Origin of the sequence: Falsiroseomonas oryziterrae (genome assembly GCF_021864505.1) — a bacterium.
Taxonomy (GTDB): domain Bacteria; phylum Pseudomonadota; class Alphaproteobacteria; order Acetobacterales; family Acetobacteraceae; genus Falsiroseomonas; species Falsiroseomonas oryziterrae.
In genome coordinates this window covers 1-14,204 of sequence record NZ_JAKJIB010000070.1, presented here as the reverse complement: position 1 = coordinate 14,204, position 14,204 = coordinate 1, and the positions used below count along the sequence as shown (strand labels likewise).

17 protein-coding genes and 1 tRNA gene are annotated in these 14,204 nt (G+C 70.8%); 17 read left to right on the top strand and 1 reads right to left on the bottom strand.

Annotated features, from left to right (window positions below):
- The first annotated feature begins 147 nt into the window (after positions 1 to 147).
- Both yacG and L2I40_RS08455 read left to right on the top strand, forming a co-directional pair.
- Positions 148 to 339 carry a DNA gyrase inhibitor YacG gene (gene yacG / locus L2I40_RS08460; RefSeq protein ID WP_237214470.1) on the top strand — a complete coding sequence of 64 codons (192 nt, stop codon included), beginning with the start codon at positions 148 to 150 and terminating at the stop codon, positions 337 to 339.
- A 58-nt stretch (positions 340 to 397) separates the two neighbouring features.
- Positions 398 to 473 (top strand) — tRNA-Phe (locus L2I40_RS08455).
- A 578-nt stretch (positions 474 to 1,051) separates the two neighbouring features.
- On the opposite strand, the gene L2I40_RS08450 is transcribed toward L2I40_RS08455, so the two are convergent.
- Complete coding sequence (locus tag L2I40_RS08450) at positions 1,052 to 1,987, bottom strand: LysR family transcriptional regulator (RefSeq protein WP_272910946.1); 936 nt, start codon at positions 1,985 to 1,987, stop codon at positions 1,052 to 1,054.
- Positions 1,988 to 2,056: 69 nt separating this feature from the next.
- Here L2I40_RS08450 and L2I40_RS08445 point away from each other — a divergent pair, with 69 nt between their 5' ends.
- The 15 genes from L2I40_RS08445 to L2I40_RS08375 form a co-directional block, all read left to right on the top strand.
- Entirely contained in the window at positions 2,057 to 2,320 is a 264-nt protein-coding gene (locus tag L2I40_RS08445) for a (2Fe-2S)-binding protein (RefSeq protein ID WP_308116419.1), read from the top strand.
- A 10-nt stretch (positions 2,321 to 2,330) separates the two neighbouring features.
- The gene (gene benA / locus L2I40_RS08440) at positions 2,331 to 3,677 is read left to right on the top strand and encodes a benzoate 1,2-dioxygenase large subunit (protein ID WP_237214467.1); all 1,347 of its coding nucleotides are present in this window, start codon (positions 2,331 to 2,333) and stop codon (positions 3,675 to 3,677) included.
- 14 nt (positions 3,678 to 3,691) lie between these two features.
- Positions 3,692 to 4,210 (top strand): benzoate 1,2-dioxygenase small subunit, encoded by a 519-nt coding sequence (benB, locus tag L2I40_RS08435; RefSeq protein ID WP_237214466.1) that lies wholly within the window; start codon positions 3,692 to 3,694, stop codon positions 4,208 to 4,210.
- Positions 4,211 to 4,220: 10 nt separating this feature from the next.
- Positions 4,221 to 5,246: a benzoate 1,2-dioxygenase electron transfer component BenC gene (benC, locus tag L2I40_RS08430; protein WP_237214465.1), complete on the top strand. Its 1,026-nt coding sequence runs from the start codon at positions 4,221 to 4,223 to the stop codon at positions 5,244 to 5,246.
- Positions 5,243 to 6,022, top strand: a complete 780-nt coding sequence (locus L2I40_RS08425; protein ID WP_237214464.1) for a 1,6-dihydroxycyclohexa-2,4-diene-1-carboxylate dehydrogenase — start codon at positions 5,243 to 5,245, stop codon at positions 6,020 to 6,022. The genes benC and L2I40_RS08425 overlap by 4 nt, the downstream gene beginning before the upstream one ends.
- A 37-nt stretch (positions 6,023 to 6,059) precedes the next feature.
- Positions 6,060 to 6,989 carry a catechol 1,2-dioxygenase gene (catA, locus tag L2I40_RS08420; protein WP_237214463.1) on the top strand — a complete coding sequence of 310 codons (930 nt, stop codon included), beginning with the start codon at positions 6,060 to 6,062 and terminating at the stop codon, positions 6,987 to 6,989.
- Positions 6,990 to 7,101: 112 nt separating this feature from the next.
- Positions 7,102 to 8,259 (top strand): muconate/chloromuconate family cycloisomerase, encoded by a 1,158-nt coding sequence (locus L2I40_RS08415; protein WP_237214462.1) that lies wholly within the window; start codon positions 7,102 to 7,104, stop codon positions 8,257 to 8,259.
- 11 nt (positions 8,260 to 8,270) lie between these two features.
- Positions 8,271 to 8,558 carry a muconolactone Delta-isomerase gene (catC, locus tag L2I40_RS08410; RefSeq protein ID WP_237214461.1) on the top strand — a complete coding sequence of 96 codons (288 nt, stop codon included), beginning with the start codon at positions 8,271 to 8,273 and terminating at the stop codon, positions 8,556 to 8,558.
- A gap of 41 nt (positions 8,559 to 8,599) precedes the next feature.
- The gene (locus tag L2I40_RS08405) at positions 8,600 to 9,796 is read left to right on the top strand and encodes an ABC transporter substrate-binding protein (RefSeq protein ID WP_237214460.1); all 1,197 of its coding nucleotides are present in this window, start codon (positions 8,600 to 8,602) and stop codon (positions 9,794 to 9,796) included.
- A gap of 28 nt (positions 9,797 to 9,824) precedes the next feature.
- Positions 9,825 to 10,685, top strand: coding sequence for a branched-chain amino acid ABC transporter permease (locus L2I40_RS08400; protein ID WP_237214459.1), 861 nt, complete (start codon positions 9,825 to 9,827; stop codon positions 10,683 to 10,685).
- Between the two features lie 4 nt (positions 10,686 to 10,689).
- Positions 10,690 to 11,685: a branched-chain amino acid ABC transporter permease gene (locus L2I40_RS08395; RefSeq protein ID WP_237214458.1), complete on the top strand. Its 996-nt coding sequence runs from the start codon at positions 10,690 to 10,692 to the stop codon at positions 11,683 to 11,685.
- Positions 11,682 to 12,431 (top strand): ABC transporter ATP-binding protein, encoded by a 750-nt coding sequence (locus L2I40_RS08390; RefSeq protein ID WP_237214457.1) that lies wholly within the window; start codon positions 11,682 to 11,684, stop codon positions 12,429 to 12,431. Before L2I40_RS08395 ends, L2I40_RS08390 begins: the two co-directional genes overlap by 4 nt.
- Positions 12,428 to 13,141: an ABC transporter ATP-binding protein gene (locus L2I40_RS08385; RefSeq protein WP_237214456.1), complete on the top strand. Its 714-nt coding sequence runs from the start codon at positions 12,428 to 12,430 to the stop codon at positions 13,139 to 13,141. Before L2I40_RS08390 ends, L2I40_RS08385 begins: the two co-directional genes overlap by 4 nt.
- Before the next feature lie 13 nt (positions 13,142 to 13,154).
- Complete coding sequence (locus L2I40_RS08380; RefSeq protein ID WP_237214455.1) at positions 13,155 to 14,003, top strand: BKACE family enzyme; 849 nt, start codon at positions 13,155 to 13,157, stop codon at positions 14,001 to 14,003.
- A partial coding sequence (locus L2I40_RS08375) for a hypothetical protein (RefSeq protein WP_237214454.1) occupies positions 14,003 to 14,204 on the top strand: 202 nt, incomplete at its 3' end. The genes L2I40_RS08380 and L2I40_RS08375, both read left to right, overlap by 1 nt.

The following is a 14,204-nucleotide window of genomic DNA, read 5'->3' as shown; positions in this document are numbered from 1 at the left end:
TGCGCTGCGCGCCGCGCCGGTCGTGATCGCGGCGCTGGAGGCGATGCCGGAGGCGCTGGCCGCCTACGCCGCGGGCGCCGGTCGCGCGTTGCGCCTGCTGCCCGACCCCACCCTGGCGGCCGGGCGGGAGCAGCTGGAGGAGGCGCGATGAGCGGCACGCAGGCGGCGCCGAAACGCCCGCGCCGCTGCCCGATCTGCGGCAAGCCGCTGGCCGCGGGGCAGCGTTTCTGTTCCGAGCGATGCGAGCAGGTCGATCTCGGCCGCTGGCTGACGGGCGCCTATGCGATCCCCGCCGGGGAGGAGCCGGAGGAGGACGAGGGGACGGGTGGACAGGCCTGAGGCCGTCCGCTATCACGCGCGCCTCTGCCGGGCGGCCCTGACGGGTCCGCTGCTATGGGCCCAGGTAGCTCAGTTGGTAGAGCATGCGACTGAAAATCGCAGTGTCGCTGGTTCGATTCCGGCCCTGGGCACCATCTTTTCCGTCTCCAGATCCACGATGATGGCCGAGGATCTGCGCGCCCATTGTCAGCCACGCCCGGCGAGATCCGTGAGCGCATGGTGAGCACCTGCCGCCCGCTCCCCCTGACCTGCTGACGCTTGAGATCTCGCCCTGGCCGATAGCTGGCCTGAGGCCGAGCTCGACGGACTGGTCGCTGCGAAGCTCCACGCGCTCGTCATCGATGAGATCGACCCACCCACGCGTCGCCTGTTCTTCCATCGCTCCTGTTCCAGGGAACGCGGCCGGGTTTCCACGCAAACTCGTGCACTGATCCGAGAAGAGGCGTCATCGGCCTGTGCCGACCGTCATCGCTGCCTTGCAGATCGCCATCAGCGCGTTTGCTCGGGCTCTCGGCCCGCTCGGCGGGTGCGCCAAAGCGGGCGAGTGCGATCCGAACGCGCGTCGTGTGCCGCTCTCGGAGGACGAAGCTCAGCACCTCCGGCTTCGCTGTCGCTTTGCGTCTAGCGGTACAGAGGAGCTAAGCCGGGTGAGCGCGCTGCTATCGCCGGGTTGGGCGGGCGGTCGACTGCCGGCTGGACGGCCATTCGGAGCTCAAACGCCGAAGGTGATCCCCTCCTTCTTGTACATCTCCTTCACCAGCTTGAGGATCACGCCGATTTCCGGCGACCTGTCGCCCTTGCGCGTGCTCATGATGATAGGCGCGACGGCCCCGGGCTCGTCCAGCCTCCGGTAGACAACGTTGTCGCGGCGCAGGCGCTCGACGGAGGCAGGGACGATACAGATCCCGGTATCTGCGGCGACGAGGCCGAGCGCGGTCTGCAGCTCGCGGACTTCGTGCACCGCCTGCGGCTTCACGTCCCGCTCGCGGAACAGCGCCAGCACCTGGTCCGCGTAGCTCGGCCGCGGCGCCTTCGGATAGACGACGAGCGGGTCGCCCGCGAGCTCCTCGAGCTTCAGCAGGCCGGTCCGCGATGACAGCCGGTGCGTCAGCGGAAGCGCCACGCAGAGCGTCTCGTTGCGCAGCAGCGTCCGCTCGATCAGCGGATCGTTGAAGGTGATGCGCCCGAAGCCGACATCTATGCGTCCCTCCTTCAGCGCCGCCACCTGCTCGATCGTCGTCATCTCGAGCAGCGTCAGCTCGACGCCCGGCCGGGCCGCGCGGTAGCGGCGGATCACCTCGGGCAGGTAGCCGTAGAGCGTCGAGGCGACGAAGCCGACGCCGAGCAGCGTGCGCTCGGCCTGGCGCATCCGCTCAGCCATCGCCTTCATCTCGTCCATGCGGTCGAGCACCTGCACCGCCTGCTCGAACAGCAGCCGGCCCGCATCAGTCAGCGCCAAGGGCCGGCTGGCGCGGTCGAGCAGCACCACGCCGAACTCGTCCTCGAGCTGCTGGATGGCGCGGCTCAGCGGGGGCTGGGCGATGTGCAGCTTCTCCGCCGCGCGGGTGAAGTTCCGTTCGCGAGCCACGGCGACGAAGTAGCGGAGCTGGCGCGAGTCCAGACGATACCTCCCAGGTATGGTGAACACCTATTTAGTCTTGGAAACGCGTTACAGAAAGAGGGCATCTGGCCGGGACGGAGGAACACATGTCCCAGGATGCCAGCCAGAGCCAGGCTTCCAGCTCGCGCAGCGGCCGCCATCGCGGCCAGCTGGGCTGAGGCCGCCATGTATCTCTGCCTCTGCAATGGGCTCAGCGATACCCGGATCGCGGATGCCATCCGCCAGGGGGCGCGCCGGCCGCGCGACGTCTACGCCGCCTGCGGCTGCCGCGCGCAATGCGGGCGCTGCACGGCCTCGATCCTCGGCGTGCTGCGCAGCGCCTCCTCCCAGACCAGCCCCTCCGCCAAGCAAGACCGATAGGAGACTGTCCATGCTCGACAGCGTGCAGACCACGGTGGACACCGCGCTCGAGGACGACGCCGAGACGGGCGTGTTCCGGGTGGCCCGCGACATCTTCACCGACCCCGAGCTCTTCGAGCTCGAGATGAAGCACATCTTCGAAGGCAACTGGATCTACCTGGCGCATGAGAGCCAGATCCCGAACGCCAACGACTACTTCACCACCTGGATGGGGCGGCAGCCGATCTTCATCGCCCGCAACCGCCAGGGCGAGCTGAACGCCTTCGTCAACGCCTGCAGCCATCGCGGCGCGATGCTCTGCCGCCACAAGCGCGGCAACAAGGCGACCTACACCTGCCCCTTCCATGGCTGGACCTTCAACAACAACGGCAAGCTGCTGAAGGTGAAGGACCCCGAGGGCGCCGGCTATCCCGAGAGCTTCAACAAGGACGGCAGCCACGACCTGACGAAGGTCGCGCGCTTCGAGAGCTATCGCGGCTTCCTCTTCGGCAGCCTGAACCCGGACGTGAAGCCGCTGGCCGAGCATCTGGGCGAGGCGGCCAAGATCATCGACCTGATCGTGGATCAGTCGCCGGACGGCCTCGAGGTGCTGCGCGGCTCCTCCACCTACGTCTATGACGGCAACTGGAAGCTGCAGACCGAGAACGGCGCGGATGGCTACCACGTCACCGCCGTGCACTGGAACTACGCGGCCACCACCAGCCGTCGCAAGGAAGCCGAGCGCGAGGACAAGACGCGCGCGATGAGCGCCGGCGGCTGGGCCAAGCAGGGCGGCGGCTTCTACTCCTTCGAGCACGGGCACCTGTTGCTCTGGACCAATTGGGCGAACCCGGAGGACCGGCCGAACTGGGACCGGCGCGAGGAGCTTGCCGCGCAGTTCGGCCAGGCGCGCGCGGACTGGATGGTGGGGCGCAGCCGCAACCTCTGCCTCTATCCGAATGTCTACCTGATGGACCAGTTCTCCTCGCAGATCCGCACCTACCGCCCGATCGCGGTCGATAAGACCGAGGTGACGATCTACTGCATCGCGCCGAAGGGCGAGGCGCCGGAGGCCCGCGCGCGCCGCATCCGCCAGTACGAGGACTTCTTCAACGCCTCGGGCATGGCGACGCCGGACGACCTCGAGGAATTCCGCGCCTGCCAGTTCTCCATGAATGCCCGCGCGGCGCGCTGGAACGACATGACGCGCGGCGCGGCGCACTGGATCGACGGTCCCGACACCGCGGCCGAGGCGATCGGCCTGAAGCCGCTGATGAGCGGCGTGAAGACCGAGGACGAGGGCCTCTTCGTCGTGCAGCACAAGTACTGGCAGGAGGCGATGCAGCGCGCGCTCGCCGCCGAAGCCAAGCAGGGCTGAGGAGCAAGCAAGCGATGTTCGCCGTGATCGACGCCCCCGCCCGCCACTTCACCCGCGCCGATGCCGAGGCCTTCCTCTACCGCGAGGCCCGCGCGCTGGACGACAAGGACTGGGATGCCTGGCTCGCCTGCTACGCGCCCGACGCCGAGTTCTGGATGCCGTCCTGGGACGACGACGACAGGCTCACCGAGGATCCGCAGACGGAGATCTCGCTGATCTGGTACGGCGACCGCGGCGGCCTCGAGGACCGCGTCTTCCGCATCCGCACGGAGCGCAGCAGCGCGACGAGCCTGCCGGAGCCGCGCACCAGCCACAACATCAGCAACGTGGAGATCCTCGAGCAGGCCGGCGGCCTGGTGAAGCTGCGCTTCAACTGGACGACGCACAGCTTCCGCTACAAGACGACCGACACCTATTTCGGCACGTCCTTCTACACGATCGACACCACCGGCGGGCACCCGCTGATCCGTCGCAAGAAGGTCGTGCTGAAGAACGACTACATCCACCACGTCGTCGACGTGTACCACGTCTGAGCGCGGTGTCATGACCCACAGCATCGCGCTCAACTTCGAGGATGGCGTGACGCGCTTCGTCGAGGCGCGGCCGGGCGAGACGGTGGCCGACGCGGCCTATCGCCTCGGCATCAACATCCCGCTCGACTGCCGCGACGGCGCCTGCGGCACCTGCAAGTGCCGCGTGGAATCCGGCAGCTACGATGGTGGTTCCTACATCGAGGACGCGCTGACGGAGGAGGAGGCCGCCTCGGGTCTCGCGCTCGCCTGCCAGGCGCGACCGAAGACCGACCTGGTGGTCGCGATCCCCGCCGCCTCCACCGCATGCAAGACCCGGCCGCAGAGCTTCGAGACGGTGCTGCGCGGCGTGGAGCGGCTGTCGGAGACGAGCCTCGCCTTCACGCTCGACCGGCCGGCGGGCCTTGCCTTCCTGGCCGGCCAGTACGTGAACCTGCGCGTACCGGCGACCGAGCAGCGGCGCAGCTACTCCTTCAGCTCGGCGCCCGGCGCCGATGGGCTTTCCTTCCTGGTGCGCGACATCTCGGCCGGGCTGATGAGCGGCTGGCTGCGCGCGGCGCAGCCCGGCGTCGCGATGGAGTTCACCGGCCCGTCCGGCAGCTTCTATCTGCGTGACGTGGCCCGGCCCGTCCTGTTCCTTGCTGGCGGCACGGGGCTCGCGCCCTTCCTGTCCATGCTGGGGCGCCTCGCGGAGACGGGCTGCGACCAGCCCGTGCGCCTCATCTATGGCGCGACCAACGATGCGGACCTGGTTGGCCTGGCGGAGCTCGACGCCTACGCCTCGCGCCTCCCCGGCTTCTCCTACGTCACGACCGTCGCGGCCGAGGGCAGCGCGCACCCGCGCAAGGGCTACGTCACCGCGCATGTGGACGCGTCCTGGCTGAACGGCGGCGACGTCGATGTCTATCTCTGCGGCCCGCCGCCGATGGTGGACGCGGTGCGCGGCTGGCTCGCCGCGCAGGGCGTGACACCGGCCGCCTTCCACTACGAGAAGTTCTCCCCGAGCGGGCCCGCGGATGCGGCGAGGCTGGCGGCATGAGGACCTTCACGGGCCGCTTCGCCGGCAAGTCCGCGATCGTCACCGGCGCCGCGCAGGGCATCGGCCGCGAGGTCGCGCTGCGCCTGGCACGCGAAGGCGCACGCGTCGCGCTGGTGGACCGCTCGGAGATCGTCGGGGAGGCCCAGCGGGAGGCAGGCGCCGACGCGATCGCCGTGACCGCCGATCTCGAGACCTTCGAGGGCGCAACCGCCGCGGTGGGGCAGGCCTTTGCCGCCTTCGGTCGGGTGGACATCCTCGTCAACAATGTCGGCGGCACGATCTGGGCCAAGCCCTTCGCCCATTACGAGCAGGCCCAGATCGAGGCGGAGGTGCGGCGCTCGCTCTTCCCGACGCTCTGGTGCTGCCGGGCGGTGCTGCCGGCGATGCTGGACAGCGCGGGCGGCGTCATCGTGAACGTCTCCTCCGTCGCCACGCGCGGCGTCAACCGCGTGCCCTACGCCGCGGCGAAGGGCGGCGTGAACGCCATCACCGCCTGCCTCGCCATGGAATACGCCGGCAGCGGGATCCGCGTCGTCGGCGTCGCTCCCGGCGGCACGGAGGCGCCGCCGCGCCGCATCCCGCGCAACGCCGCACCGCGCACACCTCAGGAGGATGCGTGGATGCAGGAGGTGGTCGATCAGACCAAGGCGTCCAGCCTCATGCACCGCTACGGCACCGTGGACGAGCAGGCCGCGGCGATCCTGTTCCTGGCCTCCGACGAGGCCTCCTACATCACCGGGGTGACCCTGCCCGTCGCGGGCGGGGACCTCGGCTGATCGCCTACCCCCACCCACCCCACCGGAGGAACGCGTGATGACCGACAGCCTGATGGAGACGAAGGAGGTCAAGGACCTGCTGATGAAGGTCAGCAACCTTGGCGACGGCACCGGCGACCTGCGCCTGAAGCGCATCGTCCACCGCGTGGTGTCCGACCTGTTCCGCACGATCGAGGATTTCGACGTGCAGCCCGACGAGTTCTGGTCGGCGATGGCCTACCTGACGCGCCTCGGCCAGGCGAACGAGGTCGGCCTGCTGGTGCCGGGCCTCGGCCTCGAGACCTTCCTCGACTTGCGGCTCGACCAGGCCGAGCGGAAGGCCGGCATCGAGGGCGGCACGCCGCGCACCATCGAGGGTCCGCTCTGGATCGCCGGCGCGCCGCTGTCGAAGGGCGAGGCGCGGCTCGATGACGGCACGGAGCAGGGCGAGGTGCTGTTCATGGAAGGCCAGGTGCGCGACATGGACGGCCAGCCCGTCGCCGGCGCCGTCATCGACGTCTGGCACGCCAACACGAAGGGCGGCTACTCCTTCTTCGACCCGTCGCAGTCGAAGTACAACCTGCGCCGCCGCATCGAGACGGACGCCGCGGGCCGCTACCGCTTCCGCTCCATCCTGCCGGCCGGCTATGCCTGCCCGCCGGATGGCGTGACGCAGGAGCTGCTCGACAGGCTCGGGCGCCACGGCCACCGCCCGGCGCACATCCACTTCTTCGTCGTCGCGCCCGGCTACCGGAAGCTGACGACGCAGATCAACATCGACGGCGACGAGTACCTGCACGACGACTTCGCCTTCGCGACCCGCGACGGGCTGATCCCGGAAGTGCGCCGGGTGAGCGACGCCGAGAGCGTGCGCGCCAAGGGGCTGAACGCGCCCTACGCCGAGATCACCTTCGACTTCGTGCTCCACGCCGAGAGCGGCGTGGCGCCGAGCACGGTCGTGAACCGCGAGCACGCGCCCGCGGGCTGACGGCCTCGCCCGGCCGCACCCCGCGGCCGGGCTCCCCTTTCCAAAAGCATGGGACCAGGCGGCGCGCACCCGCGCGCCGTCCACCCCGACTGCGTCCCGAGCGGAGCCCCTGATGCCCGAAAGTCCGATCCTCGTGCCGGCCGATCTGCGCAGCGACCTCGCGATCCGCGAGATCCGCAGCACGATCGTGGACGTGCCGACGGTGCGACGGCACAAGCTGTCCTCGCTCTCGGTCACGGCGCAGAGCTACGTCGTCGTCGAGCTCCGCCTGGCCAACGGCGCGGAGGGCATCGGCGAAGCCGCGACCCTCGGCGGCCCGCGCTGGAGCGAGGAGAGCGTCGAGGCGATCAAGGCCAATATCGACGCGCATCTCGCCCCTGCGGTGATCGGCCTCGGCGCGGACCGGCCCGAACTCGTTGCCGCGCGCATGGATGCGGCGGCGAAGCGCAACAACGCGGCAAAGGCGGCGATTAAGACCGCGCTCTTCGACGCGCTGGCGCGCACGCTTGGCGTGCCCGTCGCGCTGCTGCTCGGCGGCGCGGTGCGGGAGAGCTTCCCCGTCCTCTGGACGCTGGCCTCCGGCGATCCGGGCCAGGAGATCGAGGAGGCGGAGGCGAAGCTCGCCGGGCGCCTGCACGAGACCTTCAAGGTGAAGATCGGCGCGCAGTCGCCGGAGGCCGACCTGGCCCGGCTGAAGCGCCTCTCGACAGCACTCGCCGGGCGTGCGCGCCTGATCGTGGATGCCAACCAGGCCTGGGACGAGACCACCGCGACCCGCTCCCTGCCGATGCTGGCCGATCTCGGCATCGCGCTGGTCGAGCAGCCGCTGCCGGCCTGGAACGTCGCGGGCATGGCGCGGCTGCGCGCGAACCCGACCGTGCCGCTCATGGCCGACGAATGCGTCTTCACGACGCATGACATGCTCCAGGTCGCGGCCCTCGGCGCTGCCGACGTCGTGTCGCTGAAGCTGGTCAAGCATGCCGGCCTGCTGAACCTGAAGCGCGTCGCCGCGGTGGCGGAGGCCGCCGGGATCGGCCTCTACGGCGGCTGCCTGCTGGAGAGCAGCATCGGCGCCTCGGCCCATCTGCATGCCTTCGCCGGCCTGCGCGAGCTGGCCTGGGGCTGCGAGCATTTCGGCCCGCAGATCCTGACCGACGACCTGGTGACGCAGCCGCTGCGCTTCGAGGATTTTCGGGTGCACCTGCCGGCCGGCCCCGGCCTCGGCGTCACGCTCGATCGCGACAAGCTGCGTCACTACGCGCGCGCCTGAGGGAGGAACAGATGCTCTATCACGTCCGCATGGATGTCCATCCGCCGCGCGACATGCCGGCGGCGGAGTTCGACAAGCTGAAGGCCGCCGAGAAGGCGCGCGCGGAGGCGCTGCAGCGCGAGGGCAAGTGGCGGCACCTGTGGCGCATCGCCGGCGCCTACGCGAACTACAGCGTCTTCGACGTGGCCGACCACGACGAGCTGCACGGCATCCTGTCCGCGCTGCCGCTCTTCCCCTTCATGGACATCGAGGTGACGCCGCTGGCGCGTCATCCCTCGGCCATCGTGAACGCCAGCTAGCCCCAGCCCCGAACCATACGAACAAGAGAGAGGATACGGACATGAGCAACGCCATCACCACCCTGTCGCGCCGCAGCCTGCTGGCCGGCACGGCCGCGCTCGCCGCGGCACCGCTCGCGCGCCCCGCTCTCGCCCAGGGCGCGCCGGCGCGCATCGGGCTGATGCTGCCCTTCTCGGGCACCTTCGCATCGCTCGGCGAGAACATCGCCGCGGCCTTCGAGATGTACCTCGCGGAGAAGGGCGGCCGGCTCGGCGGCCGCGCGATCCAGATCGTGCGGCTCGACGACGAGTCCGACCCGGCGAAGTCGGTGCAGAACGTGAACCGCCTGGTCGGGCGCGAGCGCGTCGGCGCGCTGGTCGGCACCGTCCACTCCGGCGTGGTGATGGCGATGGTGCAGGCCAGCCGCGAGCGCGGCGTGCCGCTGATCATCCCCAATGCCGGCAACGCGGCCGCGACGCGCGAGCTCTGCGCGCCGACGATCTTCCGCACCTCCTTCACCAACTGGCAGCCCGCCTTCGCCATCGGCAAGTCGCTGGCCGACCGCGGCGTGCGACGCGCGGCCTGGGTCACCTGGGACTACGCCGCGGGCAAGGAGGCGACCGAGGGCTTCCGCGAGGGCCTGCGCGCCGGCGGCGCCGAACTGGTGCGCGAGCTGACGCTGCCCTTCCCGGAGAACAACTTCCAGCCGATCCTGGCGCAGATCCCCGGCCTGAACGTCGAGGCGGTCGGCGCCTTCTTCGCCGGCGGCGGCGCGGTGCAGTTCGTGCGCGACTACGCATCGGCGGGCCTCAAGGACCGCATCCCGCTGGTCGGCTCCGGCTTCCTCACCGAGGGCACGCTGACCGCACAGGGCGCGGCCGCCGAGGGCGTGCGCACGGCGCTGCACTACGGCGACGGGATCCAGACCGAGCGCAACATCGGCTTCCGCCGTGCCTTCCGTGAGCGGACGGGGCGCGAGGCCGACGTCTATGCCGTGCAGGGCTACGACGCGGGCCAGCTGCTCGCCGCCGGCCTCGAGGCGACGCGCGGCGACCTTGGCGCGGAGCGCGCGCTGGTCGCGGCGATGCGCGGCGCGCGCATCGACAGCCCGCGCGGCACCTTCACCCTCTCGCCCCAGCACAACCCGGTCCAGGACATCTACCTGCGCGAGGCGCGGGGCGGCCAGAACGTCGTGGTCGGTGTCGCAGCAGAGCGCCTGGCCGATCCCGGCACCGGCTGCCGCATGCCGACGGTCTGAGCGGCAGGGGGAAAGGGAGGGAACAAGGATGTCCGGCCTGGCCGCGCAGCTCCTCAATGGGGTGCAATACGGTCTGCTGCTGTTCCTCATCAGCAGCGGCCTCACCCTGATCTTCGGCGTCATGGGCGTGATCAACCTCGCCCATGGCAGCCTCTTCATGATCGGCGCCTACATCGCCTTCGTGGTCGCCGGCGGCACGGGCTCGCTCTGGCTCGCGCTGCCCGCGGCGGTGCTCGGCGGCCTGGCCCTGGGAGCGCTGCTCGAGCGCGGGCTGTTCCGCCGCTTCTACCACCGTGAGCATCTCGACCAGGTGTTGCTGACCTTCGCGCTGATCCTGCTGTTCGAGGAAGGGCGTTCCATCCTGCTCGGGAACGACTTCCACTCGGTCCCGGTGCCGGCGGTGCTCGATGTCGCGGTACCGATGGTCGGCGATTTCTCCTACTCCGCCTACCGGCTCGCAGTGCTGGTCGCGTGCCTCGGCATTGCGGGCGCGATGTTCCTGGCCATCGAGCGCACGCGGATCGGCTCGGCGATCCGCGCCGCGGCCGAGAAGCCGGAGATGGTGGACCTGCTCGGCCTCGACGCCAGGCGGATCCACCTCGTGGTCTTCGCGGTCGGCACGGCGCTCGCGATGCTTGCCGGCGCGCTCGCCGCGCCGCTCCACTCGGTCTACCCCAACATGGGCCACGGCTTCCTGATCATCTGCTTCGTCGTGGTGGTCGTGGGCGGCGTCGGGTCCATCGCCGGCGCCTTCTGGGGCGCGCTGCTGATCGGCGTGGTGGACACGCTGTCGAAGGCCTACCTGCCCTTCGCGGCCGGCCTCGCCGTCTATGTCCTCATGGCCGCGGTGCTGCTCTGGCGCCCGACCGGCCTCTTCGCGCGGAGCTGATGCCATGCTGACCGTCGCCGGCCGTAACGGCACCTTCGCGCTCGGCGCCGCCGCGCTCGCGGTGGCCGCGCTGCCCCTCTTTGCCGAGGCCTACTACCTCGAGCTCGCCTCGACGGCGCTCGTGCTCGCCATGTTCGCGCTCAGCCTGCAGCTGCTGGTGGGCGTGACGGGGCTCGTGAGCCTCGGCCACGCCGCCTTCTTCGGCGTCGGCGCCTATGCCATCCACCTGCTCGGCGCCTTCGGGGCCGCGCCCTCGGTGCTGCTGAGCCTGCCGGCCGCGGTGCTGCTCGCGGCGCTCGCCGCCTTCGCGGTCGGGGCGCTCGCGCTCCGGACGCGGGGCTTCTTCTTCCTGATGACCACGCTCGCCTTCGGGCAGATGCTGTTCTTCGTCTTCCACGACACGCCGCTCGGCGGCGGCGCCGATGGCGTCTTCGTCGCGCGGCCCTCCTTCAGCCTGTTCGGCCTGGAATGGGTTGTCTCCCGCCAGGACCGGCCGACGGTGATGCTGCTGCTGAACCTCGGCGTCCTGGTCGCCATGTATGCCGGGCTCGCGCTGCTGCTGCGCACCATGTTCGGCCGCGCGCTGCTCGGCATCCGCGCCAATGAGCACCGCATGCGCTCCATGGGCTTCGACACCTACTGGCTGCAGCTTGGCGCCTTCACCCTGGCCGGCGCCCTGGCCGGGGTCGCGGGCCACATGTGGGGCATGACGCAGGCCTTCGTGAGCCCTGAGCTGCTCGCCTGGCACCGCAGCGCGGAGGCTCTGCTGATGATCCTCCTCGGCGGCCTCGGCGCGCTGCACGGCCCCATCCTCGGCGCCTTCGCCTTCGTGGGCCTCGGCGACATCGCGGGCCAGATCACCGAGCGGCAACGCCTGGTGGAGGGCCTGGTCATCCTGGTCGTCGTGCTCGGCCTCCGGCACGGCATCGCCGGGATCCGCCTGCCCGCGCTGCGCCGCCTGCCTGCCCCAGCTCCCGCCGCGAAGGAGGCCGCGCCATGAGCGTCGCCGCGATGGAGGCCATCGGCCTCACCCGCCGCTTCGGCGGACTGGTCGCCGTGAACGAGGTGAACCTCGCGCTGCATGTCGGGGAGCTGCACGCCGTCATCGGCCCGAACGGCGCCGGCAAGAGCACGCTGACCAACCTGCTCTCCGGCGAGCTGCGCCCAAGCGCCGGGAAGCTGCTGCTGCACGGCGCGGAGGTCGGCGACTGGCCCTCCTGGCGCTTCGCCCGCGCCGGCGTCGGTCGCTCCTTCCAGCGGACCAACGTGCTGAAGCCGATGACGGTGCGCGAGAATGTCCGCCTTGCTGCCCAGGCACGCCTCACCCCGCTCCGCCGCTACCCGGCGGTCGCGAGCGAGGAGCACGCGCCGAGCGAGGCAGCGGATGCGGCGCTGGAGCGCGTCGGGCTAGGCGGCGCTGCGCACCGCACGGCGGGCACGCTCAGCCACGGCCAGCTCCGACAGCTCGAGATCGCGATGGCATTGGCGGCGGGCCCCACGGTGCTGCTGCTCGACGAGCCGCTGGCCGGCATGGGGCCGGAGGAGAGCGAGCGGCTCGCCCTGCTGCTGAAGGAGCTGGCCGCGGACCATGCCGTGATGCTGATCGAGCACGACATGGACGTGGTCTTCGCAGTGGCCGACCGGGTCACCGTGATGGTGGACGGGCGCGTGCTGGAGAACGGCACGCCGGAGCACATCCGCAACGCGGCGTCGGTGCGCGACGCCTATCTGGGGCATGCCGCATGAGCGCGCCGATCCTCGAAGCCGGCTCCGTGAGGGCCGGCTATGGCACCGGCATGGTGCTGCACGGCATCGACTTCGCCGTCCGCCCCGGCGAGGCGGTGGGGCTGATGGGACGCAACGGCATGGGCAAGACCACGCTGCTGCGCACCATGCTCGGCCTGCTGCCGCTGCGCGGCGGCCGCGTCGCGATGGACGGCGACGACATCTCGCGCGAGGCGCCGTTCCGCCGCGTCCGCCGGGGCATCGCCGTGGTGCCGGAGGGCCGCGGCGTCTTCGCCAGCCTCACCGTGCCGGAGAACCTCCGCCTCGCCGCGCGGCCCGGCGTGGACGGGTCGCGCCATTGGACGGAGGCGCGGGTGCTGGACACCTTCCCGCGCCTGAAGGAGCGCCTCGCGAACCGCGGCGACCAGCTCTCCGGCGGCGAGCAGCAGATGCTCGCGATCGGCCGCGCGCTGATGACGAATCCGCGCCTGCTCATCCTGGACGAGGCGACGGAAGGACTGGCGCCGCTGATCCGCGACGAGATCTGGCGCGTCATCGCGGCGATCCGCGAGACCGGCATCGCCACCATCGTCGTGGACAAGACCGTCGCGTCCATCCTGTCCCTCGTGGACCGCTCCGTGGTTCTCGTGAAGGGCGCGGTGGTCTTCGACGGCCCCCCGGCGGCGCTGCGCGCCGACGAAGAACTCATGCACCGCTGCCTCGGCGTCTGAGCGGAGAAAGACCATGACCATCCCCTGCATCATCGCCGTCGCCATCACCGGCTCTGTGCCGCGCAAGAAGGACAACCCGGCCCTTCCGGTCACGGTCGCGGAGCAGATCGAGAGCACCCATGCCGCCTACGAGGCCGGCGCCAGCCTCGTGCACGTCCATGTCCGCAACGACGACGAGACGCCGAGCAGCGACCCCGCGAAGTTCGCCGCCTTCCAGGAGGGCATCCGCCGCCACTGCCCCGACATCATCGTGCAGTTCTCCACCGGTGGCCGAGGCCGCGCGCTGGAGGCCCGCGGGGCGATGCTGCACCTGAAGCCGGACATGGCGAGCCTGGCTACCGGCAGCGTGAACTTCCCGACGATCGTCTACGAGAACCCGCCCGACTTCGTCCGCTCGCTGGCCACGACGATGCGCGACCTCGGCGTCAAGCCGGAGATCGAGGTGTTCGACCTGGCCATGCTGACCAACACGCGGATGCTGGTGGAGGAGGGCCTGATCCTGCCGCCGCCGCATGTGCAGTTCGTCTTCGGCGTGAAGCACGCCCTGCCGCCGCGCGAGGACATCCTCGATTTCGAGCTCTCGCTGATGCGCGAGATCCTGCCCGGCGCGACCTGGACGGCCGCCGGGATCGGCCGCGACCAGTTCACCGTGGCCCGCTGGGCGCTCGCCCGCGGCGGCCATGTCCGCGCCGGGCTCGAGGACAACATCCGGCTCGACCGGCACACGCTCGCCCCCTCCAACGCCGCGCTGGTGCGCCGCACGGCGGAACTGGCCGCGGAGGCCGGGCGCCCCGTGGCGGACGCCGCTACGGCGCGCCGGATCCTCGGCCTGCCGCAGGTGCCGATGCGGAGGGCCGCGTGATGCTCCGGTTGCGCTCCCTGCTTGGCGCCGCGTCGCGCACACCGCTGGTGGCGGAAGCGGTGACACCGGGCCCCACGCGGCGCACCTTCCTGGCCGCCTGCGCCTGCTGCGCCGCAGGCATGCTCGCCCCGCGCTTCGCCGCGGCGCATGTCCCGCCCGGCGCGACCGCGCCGCTGCATCGCCGCCTGGACGCGGCCGCAG

Coding starts and splice junctions, on each gene's coding strand:
- yacG (WP_237214470.1), top strand. CDS start 148: ATGAGCGGCACGCAGGCGGCGCCGAAACGCCCGCGCCGCTGCCCGATC.
- L2I40_RS08445 (WP_308116419.1), top strand. CDS start 2,057: ATGCCAGCCAGAGCCAGGCTTCCAGCTCGCGCAGCGGCCGCCATCGCG.
- benA (WP_237214467.1), top strand. CDS start 2,331: ATGCTCGACAGCGTGCAGACCACGGTGGACACCGCGCTCGAGGACGAC.
- benB (WP_237214466.1), top strand. CDS start 3,692: ATGTTCGCCGTGATCGACGCCCCCGCCCGCCACTTCACCCGCGCCGAT.
- benC (WP_237214465.1), top strand. CDS start 4,221: ATGACCCACAGCATCGCGCTCAACTTCGAGGATGGCGTGACGCGCTTC.
- L2I40_RS08425 (WP_237214464.1), top strand. CDS start 5,243: ATGAGGACCTTCACGGGCCGCTTCGCCGGCAAGTCCGCGATCGTCACC.
- catA (WP_237214463.1), top strand. CDS start 6,060: ATGACCGACAGCCTGATGGAGACGAAGGAGGTCAAGGACCTGCTGATG.
- L2I40_RS08415 (WP_237214462.1), top strand. CDS start 7,102: ATGCCCGAAAGTCCGATCCTCGTGCCGGCCGATCTGCGCAGCGACCTC.
- catC (WP_237214461.1), top strand. CDS start 8,271: ATGCTCTATCACGTCCGCATGGATGTCCATCCGCCGCGCGACATGCCG.
- L2I40_RS08405 (WP_237214460.1), top strand. CDS start 8,600: ATGAGCAACGCCATCACCACCCTGTCGCGCCGCAGCCTGCTGGCCGGC.
- L2I40_RS08400 (WP_237214459.1), top strand. CDS start 9,825: ATGTCCGGCCTGGCCGCGCAGCTCCTCAATGGGGTGCAATACGGTCTG.
- L2I40_RS08395 (WP_237214458.1), top strand. CDS start 10,690: ATGCTGACCGTCGCCGGCCGTAACGGCACCTTCGCGCTCGGCGCCGCC.
- L2I40_RS08390 (WP_237214457.1), top strand. CDS start 11,682: ATGAGCGTCGCCGCGATGGAGGCCATCGGCCTCACCCGCCGCTTCGGC.
- L2I40_RS08385 (WP_237214456.1), top strand. CDS start 12,428: ATGAGCGCGCCGATCCTCGAAGCCGGCTCCGTGAGGGCCGGCTATGGC.
- L2I40_RS08380 (WP_237214455.1), top strand. CDS start 13,155: ATGACCATCCCCTGCATCATCGCCGTCGCCATCACCGGCTCTGTGCCG.